General features: G+C 32.5%; 21 protein-coding genes and 1 pseudogene. 2 read left to right on the top strand and 20 right to left on the bottom strand.

The window, feature by feature from the left end; genetic code table 11:
- Positions 1-24: 24 nt before the first annotated feature.
- The 5 genes from AB3G36_RS14470 to AB3G36_RS14450 all read right to left on the bottom strand — a co-directional run bounded on the left by AB3G36_RS14470 (position 25) and on the right by AB3G36_RS14450 (position 3,845).
- Positions 25-243 carry an SHOCT domain-containing protein gene (locus AB3G36_RS14470; protein WP_367753854.1) on the bottom strand — a complete coding sequence of 73 codons (219 nt, stop codon included), beginning with the start codon at positions 241-243 and terminating at the stop codon, positions 25-27.
- A gap of 56 nt (positions 244-299) precedes the next feature.
- Positions 300-740, bottom strand: coding sequence for a hypothetical protein (locus AB3G36_RS14465; RefSeq protein ID WP_007139764.1), 441 nt, complete (start codon positions 738-740; stop codon positions 300-302).
- A 545-nt stretch (positions 741-1,285) separates the two neighbouring features.
- Entirely contained in the window at positions 1,286-1,540 is a 255-nt protein-coding gene (locus AB3G36_RS14460) for a heavy-metal-associated domain-containing protein (RefSeq protein WP_081478733.1), read from the bottom strand.
- 63 nt (positions 1,541-1,603) lie between these two features.
- Positions 1,604-2,194 (bottom strand): hypothetical protein, encoded by a 591-nt coding sequence (locus AB3G36_RS14455; RefSeq protein WP_007139762.1) that lies wholly within the window; start codon positions 2,192-2,194, stop codon positions 1,604-1,606.
- Positions 2,195-3,323: 1,129 nt separating this feature from the next.
- Positions 3,324-3,845, bottom strand: coding sequence for a helix-turn-helix domain-containing protein (locus AB3G36_RS14450; protein ID WP_367753851.1), 522 nt, complete (start codon positions 3,843-3,845; stop codon positions 3,324-3,326).
- Between the two features lie 451 nt (positions 3,846-4,296).
- On the opposite strand from AB3G36_RS14450, the gene AB3G36_RS14445 reads away from it, so the two are divergent.
- Together AB3G36_RS14445 and AB3G36_RS14440 are read left to right on the top strand one after the other, a co-directional pair.
- Positions 4,297-4,482, top strand: a complete 186-nt coding sequence (locus tag AB3G36_RS14445) for an HAD family hydrolase (RefSeq protein WP_367753849.1) — start codon at positions 4,297-4,299, stop codon at positions 4,480-4,482.
- Positions 4,483-4,497: 15 nt separating this feature from the next.
- Positions 4,498-4,743 (top strand): hypothetical protein, encoded by a 246-nt coding sequence (locus tag AB3G36_RS14440; protein ID WP_007139490.1) that lies wholly within the window; start codon positions 4,498-4,500, stop codon positions 4,741-4,743.
- 542 nt (positions 4,744-5,285) lie between these two features.
- On the opposite strand, the gene AB3G36_RS14435 is transcribed toward AB3G36_RS14440, so the two are convergent.
- The 15 genes and pseudogenes from AB3G36_RS14435 to AB3G36_RS14365 all read right to left on the bottom strand — a co-directional run bounded on the left by AB3G36_RS14435 (position 5,286) and on the right by AB3G36_RS14365 (position 17,209).
- The gene (locus tag AB3G36_RS14435) at positions 5,286-5,900 is read right to left on the bottom strand and encodes a trans-aconitate 2-methyltransferase (RefSeq protein ID WP_007139489.1); all 615 of its coding nucleotides are present in this window, start codon (positions 5,898-5,900) and stop codon (positions 5,286-5,288) included.
- A 135-nt stretch (positions 5,901-6,035) separates the two neighbouring features.
- Complete coding sequence (locus tag AB3G36_RS14430) at positions 6,036-6,464, bottom strand: arsenate reductase ArsC (protein ID WP_007139488.1); 429 nt, start codon at positions 6,462-6,464, stop codon at positions 6,036-6,038.
- Positions 6,465-6,503: 39 nt separating this feature from the next.
- Positions 6,504-7,574: an ACR3 family arsenite efflux transporter gene (gene arsB / locus AB3G36_RS14425; protein WP_007139487.1), complete on the bottom strand. Its 1,071-nt coding sequence runs from the start codon at positions 7,572-7,574 to the stop codon at positions 6,504-6,506.
- Positions 7,575-7,576: 2 nt separating this feature from the next.
- Positions 7,577-8,209 carry a low molecular weight phosphatase family protein gene (locus AB3G36_RS14420; RefSeq protein WP_007139486.1) on the bottom strand — a complete coding sequence of 211 codons (633 nt, stop codon included), beginning with the start codon at positions 8,207-8,209 and terminating at the stop codon, positions 7,577-7,579.
- Between the two features lie 25 nt (positions 8,210-8,234).
- The gene (locus AB3G36_RS14415) at positions 8,235-8,705 is read right to left on the bottom strand and encodes a DUF6428 family protein (protein ID WP_007139485.1); all 471 of its coding nucleotides are present in this window, start codon (positions 8,703-8,705) and stop codon (positions 8,235-8,237) included.
- A gap of 19 nt (positions 8,706-8,724) precedes the next feature.
- A complete protein-coding gene (locus AB3G36_RS14410) occupies positions 8,725-9,057 on the bottom strand; it encodes a helix-turn-helix transcriptional regulator (RefSeq protein WP_007139484.1) in 333 nt (110 codons plus the stop codon).
- 103 nt (positions 9,058-9,160) lie between these two features.
- Positions 9,161-9,463, bottom strand: a pseudogene (locus tag AB3G36_RS14405) (heavy metal translocating P-type ATPase); the annotation flags it as partial.
- A gap of 37 nt (positions 9,464-9,500) precedes the next feature.
- Positions 9,501-11,159: a mercury(II) reductase gene (gene merA, locus AB3G36_RS14400; protein WP_007139482.1), complete on the bottom strand. Its 1,659-nt coding sequence runs from the start codon at positions 11,157-11,159 to the stop codon at positions 9,501-9,503.
- A gap of 6 nt (positions 11,160-11,165) precedes the next feature.
- Positions 11,166-11,519: a heavy-metal-associated domain-containing protein gene (locus AB3G36_RS14395; protein WP_007139481.1), complete on the bottom strand. Its 354-nt coding sequence runs from the start codon at positions 11,517-11,519 to the stop codon at positions 11,166-11,168.
- A 181-nt stretch (positions 11,520-11,700) separates the two neighbouring features.
- Positions 11,701-12,339, bottom strand: a complete 639-nt coding sequence (gene merTP, locus AB3G36_RS14390; RefSeq protein ID WP_007139480.1) for a mercuric transport protein MerTP — start codon at positions 12,337-12,339, stop codon at positions 11,701-11,703.
- A complete protein-coding gene (locus tag AB3G36_RS14385; RefSeq protein WP_007139479.1) occupies positions 12,336-12,716 on the bottom strand; it encodes a metalloregulator ArsR/SmtB family transcription factor in 381 nt (126 codons plus the stop codon). Before AB3G36_RS14385 ends, merTP begins: the two co-directional genes overlap by 4 nt.
- 376 nt (positions 12,717-13,092) lie before the next feature.
- A complete protein-coding gene (locus AB3G36_RS14380; RefSeq protein WP_007139478.1) occupies positions 13,093-15,126 on the bottom strand; it encodes a heavy metal translocating P-type ATPase in 2,034 nt (677 codons plus the stop codon).
- Positions 15,127-15,131: 5 nt separating this feature from the next.
- Positions 15,132-15,971 carry a bestrophin family protein gene (locus tag AB3G36_RS14375; RefSeq protein WP_238531101.1) on the bottom strand — a complete coding sequence of 280 codons (840 nt, stop codon included), beginning with the start codon at positions 15,969-15,971 and terminating at the stop codon, positions 15,132-15,134.
- A 118-nt stretch (positions 15,972-16,089) separates the two neighbouring features.
- The gene (locus AB3G36_RS14370; RefSeq protein ID WP_007139476.1) at positions 16,090-16,482 is read right to left on the bottom strand and encodes an STAS/SEC14 domain-containing protein; all 393 of its coding nucleotides are present in this window, start codon (positions 16,480-16,482) and stop codon (positions 16,090-16,092) included.
- A gap of 259 nt (positions 16,483-16,741) precedes the next feature.
- A complete protein-coding gene (locus AB3G36_RS14365) occupies positions 16,742-17,209 on the bottom strand; it encodes an MgtC/SapB family protein (RefSeq protein WP_007139475.1) in 468 nt (155 codons plus the stop codon).
- Positions 17,210-17,252 lie beyond the last annotated feature (43 nt).

The raw sequence follows: 17,252 nt of genomic DNA, 5'->3' as shown, positions 1-17,252 counted from the left end.
GAAACATAATTTTAAGGCTTTTAATTAATTGTTAGCGTCTAAAATCTTTTTTGATTCTTGAAATTCTTCTTTAGATAGTTCACCATTTGCAAAACGCCTTTTCAAAATGTCTAGTGGGCTTTCCTTCTTCGATTTTTGATAAGGTATATCCGCTGGAACAAAGAAAATCCATCCTAAAAAAAACATCCATATAACCCACCATATCAGGTGCATTCCTCCGTAATGTGCGCTGTAATCATGCATAATTTTTAATTTTAAATTAATTTTCAATGTTGAATAATATTCTTCTTGTAATCGTTTTATTTATTGTTCATCATCATTCCATTTTCATTCATCTTCATTCCCTTCTCGTTCATCATTTTCATTGAGGACTGCATACAATCATTGCTCATCATACCATTTTGTTTCATCATTTGCATCATCGAGCCCATCATTTTACCATCTTTCATCATTTCTGACATCATTTGTGTCATCATGGTACTATCTTTCATCATCATTTGCATGCCTTGACCTTGCATCATAGAACCCATCATTTTTTGATTTCCCTGCATCATTTGCATGCCTTGATTGCTACTTTGCATTTTGTCCATGAATTCCGTCATATAATCGTTATTGCCATAAATTTCATCGTAAACTTCATTTCTTACTTCTGAATTTTCGAGCATGGCTTTCGAATCAGTTTTTGGATTGCAACTGCTTAATGTTAATAATCCGATAATTAAAATTGCTACTGTTTTCATATTATTTAATTTATTTGTTACTACTTTTTTTTCTGTTTCTATTTAAAGTTTTTTGATGATTTTTTCTAACTTAACTGTAATTTCTTCTGTCACTTTATTCAATTTTTCATTTTCCAAAACCTTCCTCTTTCAATCCTTTAGTAACCTTGTCGATAACCTCTTCAAAAGTCCCCTTTATTGTTTTGTTAAATTAATAGCTCATAAATATTATTTTTTAGAATATTATATTCGTTTTTATCTTCCTATTCCTCTTTGGACTTTCTGCTCTTCGTGAATCACTTGACTAGAATATTCACAGGAGTTTCCATCTTTATGGTAATTTATTTATTTCGTCCTTTGTTTTTAAAAAAGACCAATACAAGTACAACAGGTATTAGTATCCACAGCCACATCATCATAATTTTTTAATTTTAGAAATTATTTTTTGTAATCGTATACACCTTGACTATATCGAGAAGCATTTGCAACGCATCAAGTAGTTTTTAATTATCTCTATAGGACATCAGCTATCCGTTTACTATTTATGTTTAACAAGGTTTTAAACCTTATCCACAACAGCATCCACCTTTAGTTTTTTGAGTTGATGAAGGATCTTCTTCACCAATGCTGTAATTACCAGCTTTTGATAAAGCAGCATTTAGTTGATTTAAAGTAACAGAGTCCGCTTTTTCAACAATTGCTTCTGGTGGACTCATACTTACCTGCACCGAGCTCACCCCAGTTACTTCTTGTAAAGCTTTTTCTACTGTTTGCTTGCAGCTTCCGCAAGACATGCCGTTGATTTTGAATGTTTGTTTCATGATTTTAAATATTTTTATTACTATTCGTTTATAAATTTTTAAATAAAGTGTTCCTTAATGGAATTATTTATGGTCGGAATGTTTTTTATCTTTCATGTCCTTGTCTTTCATTTTCTTCATCATTTCAGGATTTTCTTGCATCTTTTCCATCATTTTTTTCATCATATCAGGATTCTTCCGCATCTTTTCCATCATCATTTCCATCATTGCAGGGTTTTCTTTCATTTCCCCTTGCATCTCTTTGTTTTCATGCATTTTCTGCATCAACATCATTCTACCTTCTGGACTTTCCATTATTTTATCTAGCATCTTCGCCTGCATTTTTTCTTTCATTTCAGAATTTTCCTCCATCATTTTCTCCATATGTGTTTTCATCTTTTGTTTCATTTCTGGATCTTTCTCCATCATTTTTTTCATGTTTCCAGATTCCATCATTTGCATATGACTATGCATCATTATCTTATTTGCTTCTTCATCTTTACTTGCTAGATCAATAAATTCTTTGAATTGGTTTGGGTTTGAAATTATTTCCTGATATACAGCAGATCGGTTGCCTTGAATACCCATAGTTTCAGAGGCATTAAATGTTGATTTACAGCTAATTATTGAGCCTAGTGTGATGATAATCAGTAGTGTTTTTACAATTTTTTTCATTTTTTCATTTTTTTAATATTATTAAATCCTTTCCACTTCAGTTTTTTATTTTTTAAATTAATGTCTCAATTTATTTCTGTTATATTATAGCCAGAGAGACTATCGAGTTGCTTTTGTAAATCGGCAACTGAAAGGGGTTCTGTCGTTGTAATTATTGAAGCTCCTTTTGGTTCCATGGAAATCCCAACATTGTCGATTTTTTGTTTGCTTCCAAGGTTCTTTTTACACTTATGATGCATCCACCACAGCTAATTCCGTTTATTTGAAATTTTTGTTACCTTGATTATAATTTTCAGATTCTATGCTAGGGTATGCAATAATTATTTTCTTATAACTTTTATTCCTTTTAGAATGATTTTTTTGTTATAATTAAAATTTAATTTGCTAATAGTATTGATTAATACTACTTCTCTGTTTTAATTCAAATTTACGATGAAAATCAGGTAACTAAGATGATATTTATCAGGTTTCAAAAATTTGTAGTCAAAAAAATGAATATTAATAATGATTACATTCCAATCATTATATAGTATTAGAATGCTTGTTGTAAATTAAGAAAGAGGGTTAGTCGTAAACTCAAATTTTATTTTACTCTAACACAATTTAAAATCTTACTTGTGCTTTACAATATATTTTTAAATTTCGTAGACACTGTCGTAATTAGTAGTAAGATTATCTTTCGTTTTTTTTAATCTTTACCATCCATTAGTTACTCATTCTACGCGACCCAAATACTTTTGCATCGCTACTTTGTATAATTCACAATTGGTTCCTTTTATTAGTGTGTCTCCTTTCAAGTAAGAACAAAAAAAAAGTAACACCAACATAAACTGTTTGTCTTACTTTTAATTAATTCTTAATATTTTGTCGTTACCAGTACAATTAAGGCAAAGTGTTTTATATTTTGATGAAATTTCGAGATTGATTTCAATAAGCGATATGAAATAACCTTTATACGCAATACGACAAGTTAAACAAGTAGCAATATATTCTTTTGAAATCTTCATAATTTAGCACTTATATTGTTACTATAAACAATTTTGTTACTATGTAAAATTATAAATTTAACAAGTGTTTAATTAGTATAATTTTGTATTATTTTAGTATAATTTACAGATTATCAGATGTATTATACTTTTGGTCTTTTTATTTTTTTAAAACTAGTAGCAGTTAATCCTGTTACTTTTTTAAACTGCTTACTTAAATGAGCAACGCTACTATAATTTAGTTGATAGGCAATTTCGCTCAAGGAATGTTCATTGTATATTAATAATTCTTTGGCTCGTTCTATTTTTTGAGCAATAAAATAATGCTCAATAGTCATTTCGTTTGCTTCTGTAAAAAGATTACTTAAATAATGGTAATTCTGGTTTAGTTGATCGCTGATATGATTAGATAAATTTATTTTCAACACTACTTCAGAATGATGCACCAAATCTAAAATTATGATTTTTATTTTTTCAATGGTTTGACTTTTTCTATCATCTATAATTGCTAATCCTAAAGAGTTTAGATTAATAATTAGTTGTTCTCTTACACTGTTTATGCAATCTTCTCGAATTAAAATTTCGCCGATTTCAATAGATAAAGGAGTAAGTCCAAGTTTTTCAAGCTCGGACTTTACCATTACCTTGCAGCGATTACAAACCATGTTTTTATTATTTTTGATTACTTATACAAATATCGTGATGATTTTACTTTATTGTGTTACATAATTCTGGTTAAGCTTTGTACAATTAATCGAGGACATTGACAAAAGGTGATTTTGGAGTCACAAGAATAGTATCTATAGACGGAAAACACACCAATGAAGAAATATTAAGACTTGCGAGTACCCTAGAGTAAAGCTTTGAACACCCAGTTGCTGTTAGAGTTATTAAAAAGGTTAAAGAAAGTAATGGTATTATTCCAAAGTCTGAAAATTTTAAGGACATTAAAGGAAAAGGAGTAGAGACTGATGTGGAAGACAAAAAAATAAAAGTGGTTAGTCTGGGCTATTTGAATGATGAAAATATAACTATTTCCCAAGGCGCCTATAGTGACGTCGCTGAAACGGTAGTTTTTTACTAATTGACGGGCGATTGGCATGATATATTGCTCTTGTGGACGAAATTCGACTAAAATCTTATGAAGCCATCAAGGTCTTCAAAAAGAATAATATCAAAGTATTAATGGCTACGGGAGATAATGAGAAAACTGCTAAATCCGTAACTGATATATTGGGATTGGACGGTTACTATTCAGAAGTACTCCCAAATCAAAGAGTTGAAATTGTAAAAGAACTTTAATCTAAAAAAGAATTTGTGGCCACGAATGGTCATGGAGTAAATGACGCTACTGCATTGGCACAAGCAAATCTTGTGATTGCTGTTGGTCCCGGTACCGATGTGTCAGCCGAAACGGCAGATATTATTTGGTTAATAGTTACCCTCTACCCTCAGGATATTGCCAATTTGATTTTATTTGGAAAAGCGACTTATAGTAAAATGATTCAAAACTTGGTATGGACTACTGGCACTATTGTGGTTACCATTCCATGTGCTGCTTGAGTATTTTATTCTTCTGGGTTTGTTTTAGGTCCAGCCGTCGGGGCTGTATTTATGAGTTTAAGCACCATTATTGTTGCTATCAATGCTCAGTTATTGAAGAGAAAAATTTGCAAAAAATGATTGTAACAACAAACTCAGTATGCCCTTGTGTCTTACTGAGTTTGTTTTCAATACAATCCATTAATTCTTAAAAATTGACTTAGATTAATAAACTACAATTTGTAATTAGTATTTTTAAACAGAATGAAAAGCAATTAGAGAGCGAATTATCTAATACTTAGCCCAGTTTCTCAAAACAATATTACCGAAACAGCAATTTTCTCCCATTGTACTAAATGCTGACCGTAGTTTTCTAATGCTGAGACGATTTTTGATTTTTAATTTTAACAGTTACAAAATGTTGGTGACCGTAATCGTGAGAATGTAAAATTTTATACTTAATGGGCAGAACATCCCTTTTAATTATTGGTTTTTTCCTTTATTTTTTCTTCAAGTGCGCAACGAAGTTATTTGCTATTTGTTTCATGTTTATATTCCATTAATTATATTTTTTTGAACCCACAAAATTGAAAGTTCTGAACCGTATTAAATGGTGTAGTATGATTTTCTGTAAAACATTTAACAGCTTCAAAACTTTCGCTAAAAGTCTGCTTCATTGAATTTTCAGAGTACTGCTTTATTTCTAGTCCGCTACATTTTAAAGGTCCCTTTTCTGAAAAAGTTCCTAATAGAAAGTTACCTTCTTTATTGACTGCATTTTCTATTGTGGTTTTATATTTATCAATACTCGCTTCACTTGTTAAAAAATGAAAAACGGCTCTATCATGCCAAAAATCAAATTTCACATCTGGTTTAAAATCTGTTATGTCTGCAACAATCCAATGAACTAAATCAGCTTTATCTCCCAAACGCTGTTTTGCTCTTTCTAAAGCAAATTCTGAAATATCCAAAACCCAAATATTTTGAAATCCTTTTTCTAATAAGACGTCTACTAAATTACTATCTCCTCCACCAATATCAATAATATTAGCCGTTTTTGATAGGTTTAAATTTTCTAAATAATTCATAGCCGTTTTTGGATATTTTTGTGTCCAGCTTACTTCATTTGGATTTTTAGTTGCAAAAACATTTTCCCAATGTGATTTATTATTTTCCATATTTTTAATTTTTACTTAAGATCTTTATTCTTCCACATTCTTCATTTTCATCAAAAGGGCATAAGCAGCTTTTATTACAATATAAGTCTCTGTCGTTTATTTAGAAACAACACTCATTGCCCTAATTCATCAAGCTTATCTTTTCAATTGTTTCACAAAGTCCTGTACCGCCTCTTTTATTTGATCACGGACTTTTCTTGTTTTTTGTAATTTTTCTTCTTCAGTCCCAGTAAAAGAAGAAGGGTCAGAAAAAGACCAGTTTATTTTCTCGCTCATTCCCGGAAATATGGGACAGCGATCAGATGATTCTTTATCGCAAACGGTAATCACGTAACGGTAAAGTCTTCCTTGTTTGAAAAAATCAAATACGTCATTGGTCTGGTTGCTGGAAATGTCTATGCCTTCCTCTTTCATCACGGCAACAGCAAAGGGATTGAGATTGCCCGCTTCTAGTCCAGCACTTTCTACTTCAAATTTATCACCGCCAATTTTTTTTAAATAAGCTTCTGCCATCTGACTTCTTGCCGAATTGTGAATGCAGAGAAATAAAACTTTTTTCTTCATAATTATTGGTTTAGTTATTACTGAATTTGTCGATTTACATTAAACTGTTTTGGTATAGTATTTTTTTCTGAACCAAAAGGCCACATTAACCAATGCTATTAAAGCAGGCACTTCAACTAACGGACCAATTACACCTGCAAACGCTTGACCGCTATTGATGCCAAATACTCCAATGGCCACTGCAATGGCTAATTCAAAGTTGTTTCCTGTTGCCGTAAATGCTATGGCTGTAGATTTTGAATAATCGGCACCAAAATATTTCCCAATAAAGAAACTAATGATGAACATAATTAGGAAATAGATAACTAACGGAATAGCAATACGGACTACATCCATAGGTATTTGAATGATTAATTCGCCTTTAAGACTAAACATTAAAACGATGGTAAACAATAATGCTATTAATGTTATTGGCGAAATAAAAGGGACATATTTATTTTCAAACCATTCTGAACCTTTGACTGCAATAAGCCCATAACGACTGATAATTCCAAGAGCAAAAGGGAGTCCTAAATAGATACCTACACTTTCGGCGATTTGTCCGATGCTAATGTTTACTTCAAAACCTGTATAGCCAAAATAAGGAGGTAAAATTGTAATAAAAACATAAGCATAAATACTGTACAGCAAGACTTGAAAAATACTGTTCAAAGCAATTAATCCAGCTGCATATTCACGGTTTCCATCGGCTAAATCGTTCCATACGACAACCATTGCGATACAGCGAGCTAACCCGATAAGTATAACACCAATCATATATTCAGGATAGCCGTTTAAAAACAATAATGCCAAAGAGAACATTAATATCGGGCCAACAATCCAGTTTAGAAATAATGAAGCTCCCAACACTTTTGTGTTTCTGAATACTTCTCCCATTTGTTCGTATTTTACTTTGGCTAATGGAGGATACATCATCAAGATTAATCCTAGTGCCAAAGGAATATTAGTTGTACCACTTGAAAAGGAGTTGATAAAATCACTACTGGATGGTATGAAATAACCAATTGAAACTCCAATTGCCATTGCAAGGAATATCCAAAGTGTTAAAAAACGATCCAGAAAACTTAGTTTTTTTCGTTCTACTACGGGTGCACAATTATTTGCTGACATATTTATTTTTTTATTTGTGAGAAAACATAAAACATTTCAGTTGCTATTTGTAAACTTCTTTCTTCGTATTTTTCTGCTTGTTGTGGTGTATTGTCAAATGCTTTTGGATCTTCAAAAGTAATTGGAATACGTTTTTCGGCACCAGCAATAAATGGACAACCACCATCAGCTTGAGAACAGGTCATAATTGCTACAAATTCACTTTGCGGATTAAAATCATCATCATAGGTTTTAGAAAAACCAATAATTGGGTGTTCGTTACTGGCGTATTTAATGGTGTAAATTGGATTTTTCCCTTCGGCAATGGTTTTGATTTTAAAGCCTTGTTTTGCCAATGTTTTGGCTGCCATAGGAAACATAGCTGTTGCTTCAGTTCCACCAGAATAACAAAATACATTTTTTATACCATAATGGGCTGCCGCTGTTTGTGCCCATACTTGTGACAAATGACTTCTTCTGGAATTGTGTGTGCAAATTAAATTGAGTCTTATATCTAGTTGTTTACTCGCTTTACTGTGAATATATTCCACTAGAGGCTGTAAAACGATTTTACGTTCTTCAGAAATGCTTTCGAAGTTTAAAGTAGTAATTACATTTTCGATTTCTGGAAATAGGATAGTCTTAGTTAAGGTCATTTTTTTTTAGTTTATAATCAATATATTAGCAACAGCTTCCACCAGGAGTACAGCAGCTAGGTTCATTATTCATTTCTGACAATCTTACTTTAGGTTTTTCAGTGGGAATGCCACATTGGTCTTGGGCTAAACAGGCGGTTTGTTTGTTTAGTAAAACAAAATCGTTTCCGTTGAAATCCAAATCGTATTTACCAATAGTTTGCGCTTGGTATTCGACTTCAATTTCGAAATCTTCGATACCCAATATTTTCTCCGATAATTCGATTATGTTTAGCAATTTTTGAGGCTTTAAACGGTGTTCAAAATCATTGGCATCCCATAACTGGAAATTGATAACGTTTTCTTTTCGTACTGTTCCACCGCAATCGATGAAGGTTTTAGTAATTAAACCCACTTCGGTAACGTGGAAATGTTCCGGTACGGTAGTTCCGTCTGGTAAGTTAAAATTTACTGCTTCCACCGTTTTTAGGATGTTTTTTACTTGTGATAGTTTCATACTATTTTTATTTAAAATTTTAACAACATTGCTTTTTGTTTTTGTCCAAATGATTGGAAATGTTTTGAAAGAAACCTTTTATTTTTTCAAATCCCGATTCGTTGATGCAATAGCAAATAGAATTACCTTCGAAGTTTCCTTTTATTAAGCCGGCATTCTTTAATTCTTTTAAGTGTTGCGAAACCGTAGGTTGTGCCAATGGCAACTCGTTGACAATATCACCACAAATGCAAGTATCTACTTTGAGTAAGTATTCGATAATGGCAATGCGTGCTGGATGTCCTAGTGCTTTGGCTAAAATTGCCAGTTTATTTTGTTGCTCTGTAAAGCGGTCTGTTTTTGTAATCCCCATTGCAATATATTTATATTGCAATATTACGATATTAAATTATAAAAAAAACAAAATTGTATTTCAAATTTTGCTTTTTTATTTTCAAGGAGGTTTTTAAATTAAATCAAAACTTCATCCTCTGAATTCTAACGGCATTCAAAATAGCCAATAAAGCCACTCCAACATCAGCAAAAACGGCTTCCCACATTGTGGCTAATCCTCCTGCTCCGAGTACCAAAACAATAGCCTTTACTGCAAATGCCAAACCAATGTTTTGATAGACAATTTGTTTGGTCTTTCTACCAATATTTATTGCTGTGAAAATCTTAGTAGGCTGGTCGTTTTGAATTACAATGTCGGCAGTTTCGATGGTGGCATCACTTCCTAAGCCACCCATTGCGATTCAAGCATCGACAACTATTGGTGCATGATATAGAATTGATAGTTACACTTTTTATCTTTATTTAACTCGCACAACAACTCAATTTTGAAACGTCTTTTCCGAAAGTAATGGCTGCTAGTTTTATTCCTTCTCCTAAAGTCAAATATGGATAAAAACTTTCGGCTAATTCTTTAACCGTTATTCCATACTTGATTGCCATACTTAATTGTTGTATTAATTCACCCCCTTCTGGAGCAATAACCCTTGCTCCAATTAATTTATCCGTTTCGATGTTCCGGATCAATTTAATAAACCCTCTGGTATCGTTTGCAGCTATTGCTCTTGGTACATCTTTAAGTTCCAATTTTGATATTTCAAAAGGAATACCTTTTGATTCAGCTTCTATTTCATCAATTCCAGTTCCTGCAATTTGTGGATCTGTAAAAACAACCCAAGGTAAGGAAGAGTAATCAGTTTTATTGTTAGCTCCCGTAAATGCGTTTTCTACTGCAATTTCACCTTCATAAGCGGCTGTGTATACAAAAGTGGGGGTGTTCGCTACATCCCCAACGGCATAAATGTTGGGCAAATTGGTTTCCATTTTTTCGTTTACCAAAACGTGTCCGCTATTGGTGAGTGCTAACCCGATACTCTCTAACCCTAATTTTTGTGTGTTCGGTTTTGTGCCAGATGCTACGACCACTTTTCCTTTTTCGATAATTTGTGTAAATGAACCATCAGGGCATTTGCAATGAATAACTGTTTCATTACCTGTTTTTTCAAATTTAATAGCTCTAAAGCTTGGTAAAATTTCAATCCCTTCACTTTTCATCTGAGTTTCTAAAACATCTGTAATATCCTTTGTTTGGCTTCTTAGAGGTCTATCAGTAAACTCAATAATACGGACTTTCACGCCTAAACGATTGTATGCCATTGCTATTTCCAAACCAATATAGCCAGCACCCATAATGGTGATGCTTTCGAGTCTCTCTTCTACATCAAAAAGTGTTGCATTTGTCAAGTACCCCACTTCGTTTAGCCCTTCAATGCTCGGGATATTGGTGGTTGCTCCTGAGGCAATAATAAATTTCAGAGCGGTATACTTTTCTTTGCGGTTTACCATAATGGTTTTAGGATCTAAAAATTCGGCCCAACCCGTTAGCATTTTCAGGTTTTTAAAATCACTTACCACGTCCATATATTTTTTTTCTTGGAGCGTTGCGACCAATTGTTTTTTGTCTTTGATTACTTGTGTAAAATCTATCTCAACCCCTTTGGGTTTGATACCTGAAAAATTGGAATGTGTTGCGTGATACGCTGTTTCCGCTGCACGAATAAGAGTTTTAGAAGGAACACAGCCTACATTTACACAAGTTCCTCCAAAATCTAAACCACCATTTACCATTAATGTAGATAGTCCTAAACTTTCGGCTTTGATTGCTGCTGAAAATGCCGCCGAACCTCCACCGATAATTATTAAATCAAAATTATTTTCATCCTGCACATTTGATATATCAAGGGTTTCAGGTTGTACCTTATAATCTTTAGTGGTATTGATAGTATTGATAATTTTTTCCTTACCAGTTTTAGAAGGGTCAAATGAACATTCGCAACTGCCGTTTTGATAGCTAACGTTTGCTTGCGTTATCCCTTCTTTTTCGAAAAGCATTTTTTCAATTCCTTTTGCACAATGGTCACAGGTCATACCTGTGATGTCCAGTTTTATAGTTGATGTTTTCATTTACGCTTACTTTTTAGTTATTATTTCATTGATAATTTCTGCTTTATATCCTGCTTTTTCAACTGCCTTTTTTATTTCAGTAGGATTTGTTTTGGATGCATCATATTTAGTTGTAGCAATATCTCCAAGATATTCAATAGTTTGCTCTATAATACCGTCAATGTTTTTAAGAGCCGTTGAAACATGATTTGAACAACCTGCACAAGTCATACCTGTGATTTTTAATCTAAGCATTTTTATTTTTTGCTGATTTGATTTTTCGAGATTTGATTGTTGTTCAATGGGATGACAACATTGCGCATTTACTTGAAAAGAAAACAGGATAAGTACGAATAGTGGTATTAGAAAATATTTTTTCATTGAAGTTTATTTAGAAGTTTACAAATTATCATTTGAGTTTAAAAAACAACCTTTCTAGGGAATATGTAAACTAATTTTTCTTTTAAAAAAGCTTTGATTATTTCTCCTTATTACAATCGTTTTTTGAGCGATTAAAGAATATTTATCAATTAGTTGCAACTGTTTTGGTTACAAATAGGCCTTATTTTCCTTGAAACGAATTTGATAATGTTGCTATTTCGCTTGACACTTTGTATCCAGAGGCATCGATGGATTTTATGATGGCTTCTTTGTTTGTTTTAGTGTTGTCAAATTTTATAAATGCATTTGCATCTATACTGTTAGCGGAAACATTGATAATTCCGGGCAGTTTGTTTACTTCATTTTCAACATGTTCTTCGCAAGTGGTGCATGTCATTCCACTCACATTAAATTTTACTTCTTTTGTATTATCCGATGAAACGACAATTAGTTGTTTGTCAGTTTTTGGATAAAAAATTTGTCCATAATATGGGAAAGCCATCATCATTATTGATAAAGCAGTTATTATCCCCAAAAACAGTTTTGATTGTAAGAATGATAGTTTTTCATCTTCTTCACAGGCGCACTGGATATCTTCTGCGGTTCTTGGTTTTAACTTTTGATACCAAGCAAAGCCAAGGATCAAAACTGTAAAACCAAGAAGGTAAGGTCTTGCAGGCTCTAACCACGAAAAAGATGATGCAATGCCTCCTGCTCCTGAAATAAGGGCCAAAACTGGTGTAATACAACACAATGAAGATGCTGTCGCTGACAAGATACTTGTTCCTGCAAGTTTTTCCGATTTAAATTTGGTTTTCATACGAGTTCTTCTTTTGAATCTTGATTAATAATATATTTAAAAAAGGGACGGAGTAATTGTAGTTGTTCTGATTTTAGAGAATAGAAAATAGTCTGACCTGCGCGCCTTGATTCAATTACATTGCCATCTTTCATTTTGCGAAGATGTTGTGAGATAGCAGGAATACTCATTCCTAAAATATCGGCAAGATCGCATGGGCAGAGTTCATTTTCTTCTTCTAAAAGAAACATGATTTTCAGTCGTACCTCGTTCCCTGCCAACGCCAGTAGCCCACTCAACTGCTCAAAAGCATTGGCATTAGCATTTAGTTTGTTCCTGCACTCCTTGATTTGTTCTGTATCTGCCAAAATCCTAATACAAGATTGATTAACGTCCATATTTTTTAAGTATTAAATTAATATGGTACAAATGTAGTTAATTATATTATTATTTAAGCAATTGCTTAAATGTTTTAATGCGAATTTAACAACGGCTATTTAAAAACCATCTTAATTTCGAAGTGAATTTATTTTTTGTACTACTGATTGCCAGAAAAATGACTATTGTGGGTCTAAATTTCTGCAAACTTCCTAATGAATAATTCGGTTAGTTTTTCTTCTGGTGTTAATTGTATGATTTGCCCAATAGTAATTTCAGATGCTTTTTAGAAAAAAACATTTTCACCTGCCATTATTTATTGTATTGGGTCTTTGACTAACAAAAAGGGATGCTTATTCTTTAGAATAAGCATCCCTTTTTGAATAATAACTAACTTTAAAACTTCATCCTCTGAATTCTAACGGCATTCAAAATAGCCAATAAAGCCACTCCAACATCAGCAAAAACGGCTTCCCACATAGTAGCTAAACCACTAGCGCCAAGAATTAAAACAATTGCTTTTACGGCAAATGCTAAACCAATGTTTTGATACACGATTTGTTTGGTTTTTTTACCGATGTTTATTGCCGTGAAAATTTTATAAGGCTGGTCGTTTTGAATGACAATATCTGCCGTTTCAATAGTGGCATCACTGCCTAAACCACCCATTGCAATTCCTGCATCGGCAAGGGCAACGACGGGTGCATCGTTAACCCCATCACCCACAAAGGCAATTTTAAGGTTTTGGGATATTAGTTCTTCGACTTTTTCTACTTTATTTTCGGGTAATAAATCGCCATAGGCCTGGTCAATGTTTAGTTCTTTGGCAACAGCATCAACAACTGCTTGTTTATCGCCTGAAAGCATTACTGTTTTTACGTTTATTTTGTGTAAACTTTCTATAGCTTCTTTCGCATCTTCCTTAATTTCATCGGCAATTAAAAAGTATCCCGCATATTTTTGATTGATTGCTATAACGATTATTGTAAATGGCGTATTGTCGATTTCGGTATCATAACTAATGTTGAATTTCTTCATCAGTTTTATATTTCCTGCCAAGATTTCGTTTCCATCTACTTTTCCTTTTAGCCCGTGTCCTGCAATTTCTTCGACATCGGTAACGGTTGCATTTTTTTCTGACCCTTTGGCATATTCGATAATGGCAGTTCCGACCGGATGGGTAGATTTGGTTTCGAGTGCTGCTGTATATTTTACTAAATCATCTTCAGAAATACCTACTGCTACTACTTTTTGGACTTGAAATACGCCTTTGGTCAATGTTCCTGTTTTGTCCATAACGACCACTTGGATAGATGCCATTATATCAAGAAAATTGGATCCTTTGAACAAAATTCCGTTTTTGCTTGCTGCTCCAATACCACCAAAATAACCTAATGGAATGGAAATAACCAATGCACAAGGACAGGAGATAACTAAGAAAATTAATGCCCTGTACAACCAATCGTTGAAATTATAGTTTTCGACAAATAGCATTGGGAGTAAACAAATTCCGATTGCCAATACTACAACTATTGGAGTATATATTTTGGCGAATTTTCTAATGAATAATTCGGTTGGTGCTTTTTTAGCCGTAGCATCCTGAACCATTTGTAATATTTGGGACAATTTGCTGTCCGTATATGCTGTGGTAACTTCGACGAGTACAACTTTGTTCAGATTAATCATACCTGCAAGTACAATTTCTCCTTTTTGTTTGGTATCCGGTTTACTTTCTCCTGTTAAAGCTGCTGTATTTAATGATGCATTGTCTGAAAGTAATTTTCCGTCTAAAGCTAGTTTTTCACCAGGTCTTAATTGGATAATTTCTCCAATAGTAATTTCTGACGCTTTTTTAGAAACGGCATTTTCCCCCTCCATTACAGTTGCTGTGTCGGGTCTTTGATCTAACAGCGATTTGATGTTCTTTTTGGCTCTTTGAACTGCCAATGTTTGAAAAATTTCGCCAATAGCATAAAATAACATTACTGCAACACCTTCTGCATATTCGCCAATGGCAAAAGCTCCAATAGTAGCAATACCCATTAGAAAAAATTCTGAAAATATTTCTCCTTTCCGTATACTTTCATACGCTTCTTTCAGCACTGGGTAACCTACTAGTAAGTAGGCTATTAAGTACCAGGATAAGCTTACATAACCAGCAAACCAAGTTGGTGTAAAATAGTTGTCTAAACCAATTGCAACAATTAAAAATATAAAACTTATGATTGCAGGCAAGAACATTTGAAATGTAGTGCGGTCGTCTCCTGAATGGTCGTGTCCATCATCATCAGCATGTTCAGATTTATAGTCAACGGTGCAACATCCCGCTTGATTATCGGTTATTCTATTTATTTTTTCTTCAAGTGTGCAACAAAGCTGTTTGCCGTTTGCATCATATTTGTGGTGGTGTTGTGATTCAGTATTTTTCATATGTTTTATTTTAAATAATAAGTTTTAGTATTTTTAGGAGGTTCAATAGCTTTATTGCTAATAATTTCTGAAATGTTATTTTCTATCACCTCACATAGCGTAGTCATTGGTATATCTGTAGGTTGATTCTCAAAGGGGTCTTGCATAATAATTGCTGTTTGTTCTACAGCAATTAATAATAAAGGAATAATTATAGTTAATAAAATTTCGAGAATAGGGTAATTATCATCCAAGCCAAATGGTAGTATAGATGCAAGAACATATATAAGAAAGTGAATTAGTAGACTGTATGATTTTGGAAAAACTGTATTTTTAATTCGTTCACATTTTCCCATTGCATCATTTAATCTTGAAATTGTCGTGTCAATCTGTACTTGCTTATTATCATTTAAGTTAAATTTTGTTGCTAGTGAAGCTAACTGTTCACAATGTACATTTAGTAATTTTGCAGGGATATTATTAGCTTTTATTTTATTCTTTTCTAAATATAAAGCAACAATTGTTGAGAATTGTTTTTTTCGTAGGCTATCTGATAAGGCATAACACCATATAATTTGTCTTTCAGCAAAGTCTATAAGTTCTTTATCGCTATCAGTATTTGGTAGAAATTGTTTTATTTGTCTGATAAGAGTTCTTGAATCGTTGACGATTTCACCCCATATTTTTCTTGCCTCCCACCAGCGATCATAAGATTGTGCAGTTCGAAATGCTAACAATAAAGATACAATTGTTCCTGTAATAGCTGTTATTGGTAACGGAATTGATATTTTTTTAAGAAATGTGTTATGATCTATAGTCCCAATAATAATAGCATATATTACTATGATTAAAATATCAAACCACATATATTTTAAAAAATATAAAATCGAATTGTAATTATTTTTAACAAGCATAATATTTATTATTGTGTTTATACTTTTTTAGGTAGTAAATAGATTTTTAATTTAATATTTTAAAAAAAAATTAAAAATATTCATCTGAATTTATAATCCATTCTTTTGCTTTTTCTCTGTCAGGCAAGTCAAAATACATAACTGTTGCTTTCGTAAATGGTTTCATAATTGAACGCATACAGTTTTCCCATTTTTTTGTACCTACTAAAGCAATTTTTTCTATATCTGTAGTATGTTTAAAATTCATTTTTCCATAATTAAATTCTAGTATACCATCTTCCCAAAAGCCAGTTGAATTAGAAATAGAACCGTCATCCATTTCAAAGTACCATCGAACTTTTTCTCCTGTACCTATTATATTATGAATGAATGGGTGTATTTTTTCATAATCTCTAAGGCCTAATAAATCATTAGCTCTTGTAGCTATGATATTTTTACCTGTAAAATCTAAAAGTTGTAGCATAATTAATATTTTTAAAGTTTATAGAAGTTCTTTTACTATGAATTCATTAGTTGTTTAATTTCTCTTATAAGTTGTTGTAAATCTTAATCAAAAACATTTATTTTTTCATTTTGTCGAGTATTCAAATTTTATTTTTACTATTTAATAAGCCATAATTTATTTACACCTAATTACTAGTATGAGTAAATTCTTTTTTTTAATGAATTTATAGTTTAAGCATTAGTAGAAGTAGAGTTTTAAGATGAAATATTAGTTATATTTAATTATCATCATTTTCTTTTACGTACTCATGTACCATTTTTTGCTTCCATTTTAAATACCATTTTTGATGATGTAATGAAAGTAAAAAATACAAGGCTAATGATGCGACTATAGAAATTATGAACATATTTAATCCCACAGCAACACCTACTGCTGAAGTGCACCAAATTGTAGCCGCAGTTGTTAACCCGTGAGATGTTCCTACACTGTTATTACGATAAATAATTCCAGCACCTAGAAAACCAACGCCTGTTACAATATTTGCAATTACTCTTGAAGTATCCGCTGGGTTACTTACCAAATGGGCTGTAATAGCTGTAAACAAGGTTGCTCCTATACAAACGGCTGCATAAGTCCTAATTCCAGCATCCTGACCGTGTCTTTCTCTATCAAAACCTATGAAAGCTCCTAAAAAAAAGGAAATGATAAGTTTTGAAACTATAATTAATTCCGCATTTATATCCATTATTAATTTTTATAAATTAAGTGTTTTTAAAAAGTAGATTATT

The sequence above is a fragment of the Flavobacterium sp. WC2430 genome (assembly GCF_040822075.1).
GTDB lineage: Bacteria > Bacteroidota > Bacteroidia > Flavobacteriales > Flavobacteriaceae > Flavobacterium.
Note: the sequence above shows the minus strand (reverse complement) of the source record. Positions and strands in the feature narration are given on the sequence as shown.

What these genes read in the sequence shown, in the direction of transcription:
- AB3G36_RS14385 (WP_007139479.1), bottom strand. Translation starts at nt 12,716, where the DNA reads ATGGACGTTAATCAATCTTGTATTAGGATTTTGGCAGATACAGAACAA.
- AB3G36_RS14460 (WP_081478733.1), bottom strand. Translation starts at nt 1,540, where the DNA reads ATGAAACAAACATTCAAAATCAACGGCATGTCTTGCGGAAGCTGCAAG.
- AB3G36_RS14435 (WP_007139489.1), bottom strand. Translation starts at nt 5,900, where the DNA reads ATGGAAAATAATAAATCACATTGGGAAAATGTTTTTGCAACTAAAAAT.
- AB3G36_RS14415 (WP_007139485.1), bottom strand. Translation starts at nt 8,705, where the DNA reads ATGAAACTATCACAAGTAAAAAACATCCTAAAAACGGTGGAAGCAGTA.
- AB3G36_RS14380 (WP_007139478.1), bottom strand. Translation starts at nt 15,126, where the DNA reads ATGAAAAATACTGAATCACAACACCACCACAAATATGATGCAAACGGC.
- AB3G36_RS14365 (WP_007139475.1), bottom strand. Translation starts at nt 17,209, where the DNA reads ATGGATATAAATGCGGAATTAATTATAGTTTCAAAACTTATCATTTCC.
- AB3G36_RS14455 (WP_007139762.1), bottom strand. Translation starts at nt 2,194, where the DNA reads ATGAAAAAAATTGTAAAAACACTACTGATTATCATCACACTAGGCTCA.
- AB3G36_RS14470 (WP_367753854.1), bottom strand. Translation starts at nt 243, where the DNA reads ATGCATGATTACAGCGCACATTACGGAGGAATGCACCTGATATGGTGG.
- AB3G36_RS14420 (WP_007139486.1), bottom strand. Translation starts at nt 8,209, where the DNA reads ATGACCTTAACTAAGACTATCCTATTTCCAGAAATCGAAAATGTAATT.
- arsB (WP_007139487.1), bottom strand. Translation starts at nt 7,574, where the DNA reads ATGTCAGCAAATAATTGTGCACCCGTAGTAGAACGAAAAAAACTAAGT.
- AB3G36_RS14410 (WP_007139484.1), bottom strand. Translation starts at nt 9,057, where the DNA reads ATGGGGATTACAAAAACAGACCGCTTTACAGAGCAACAAAATAAACTG.
- merA (WP_007139482.1), bottom strand. Translation starts at nt 11,159, where the DNA reads ATGAAAACATCAACTATAAAACTGGACATCACAGGTATGACCTGTGAC.
- merTP (WP_007139480.1), bottom strand. Translation starts at nt 12,339, where the DNA reads ATGAAAACCAAATTTAAATCGGAAAAACTTGCAGGAACAAGTATCTTG.
- AB3G36_RS14450 (WP_367753851.1), bottom strand. Translation starts at nt 3,845, where the DNA reads ATGGTTTGTAATCGCTGCAAGGTAATGGTAAAGTCCGAGCTTGAAAAA.
- AB3G36_RS14395 (WP_007139481.1), bottom strand. Translation starts at nt 11,519, where the DNA reads ATGAAAAAATATTTTCTAATACCACTATTCGTACTTATCCTGTTTTCT.
- AB3G36_RS14375 (WP_238531101.1), bottom strand. Translation starts at nt 15,971, where the DNA reads ATGTGGTTTGATATTTTAATCATAGTAATATATGCTATTATTATTGGG.
- AB3G36_RS14465 (WP_007139764.1), bottom strand. Translation starts at nt 740, where the DNA reads ATGAAAACAGTAGCAATTTTAATTATCGGATTATTAACATTAAGCAGT.
- AB3G36_RS14370 (WP_007139476.1), bottom strand. Translation starts at nt 16,482, where the DNA reads ATGCTACAACTTTTAGATTTTACAGGTAAAAATATCATAGCTACAAGA.
- AB3G36_RS14430 (WP_007139488.1), bottom strand. Translation starts at nt 6,464, where the DNA reads ATGAAGAAAAAAGTTTTATTTCTCTGCATTCACAATTCGGCAAGAAGT.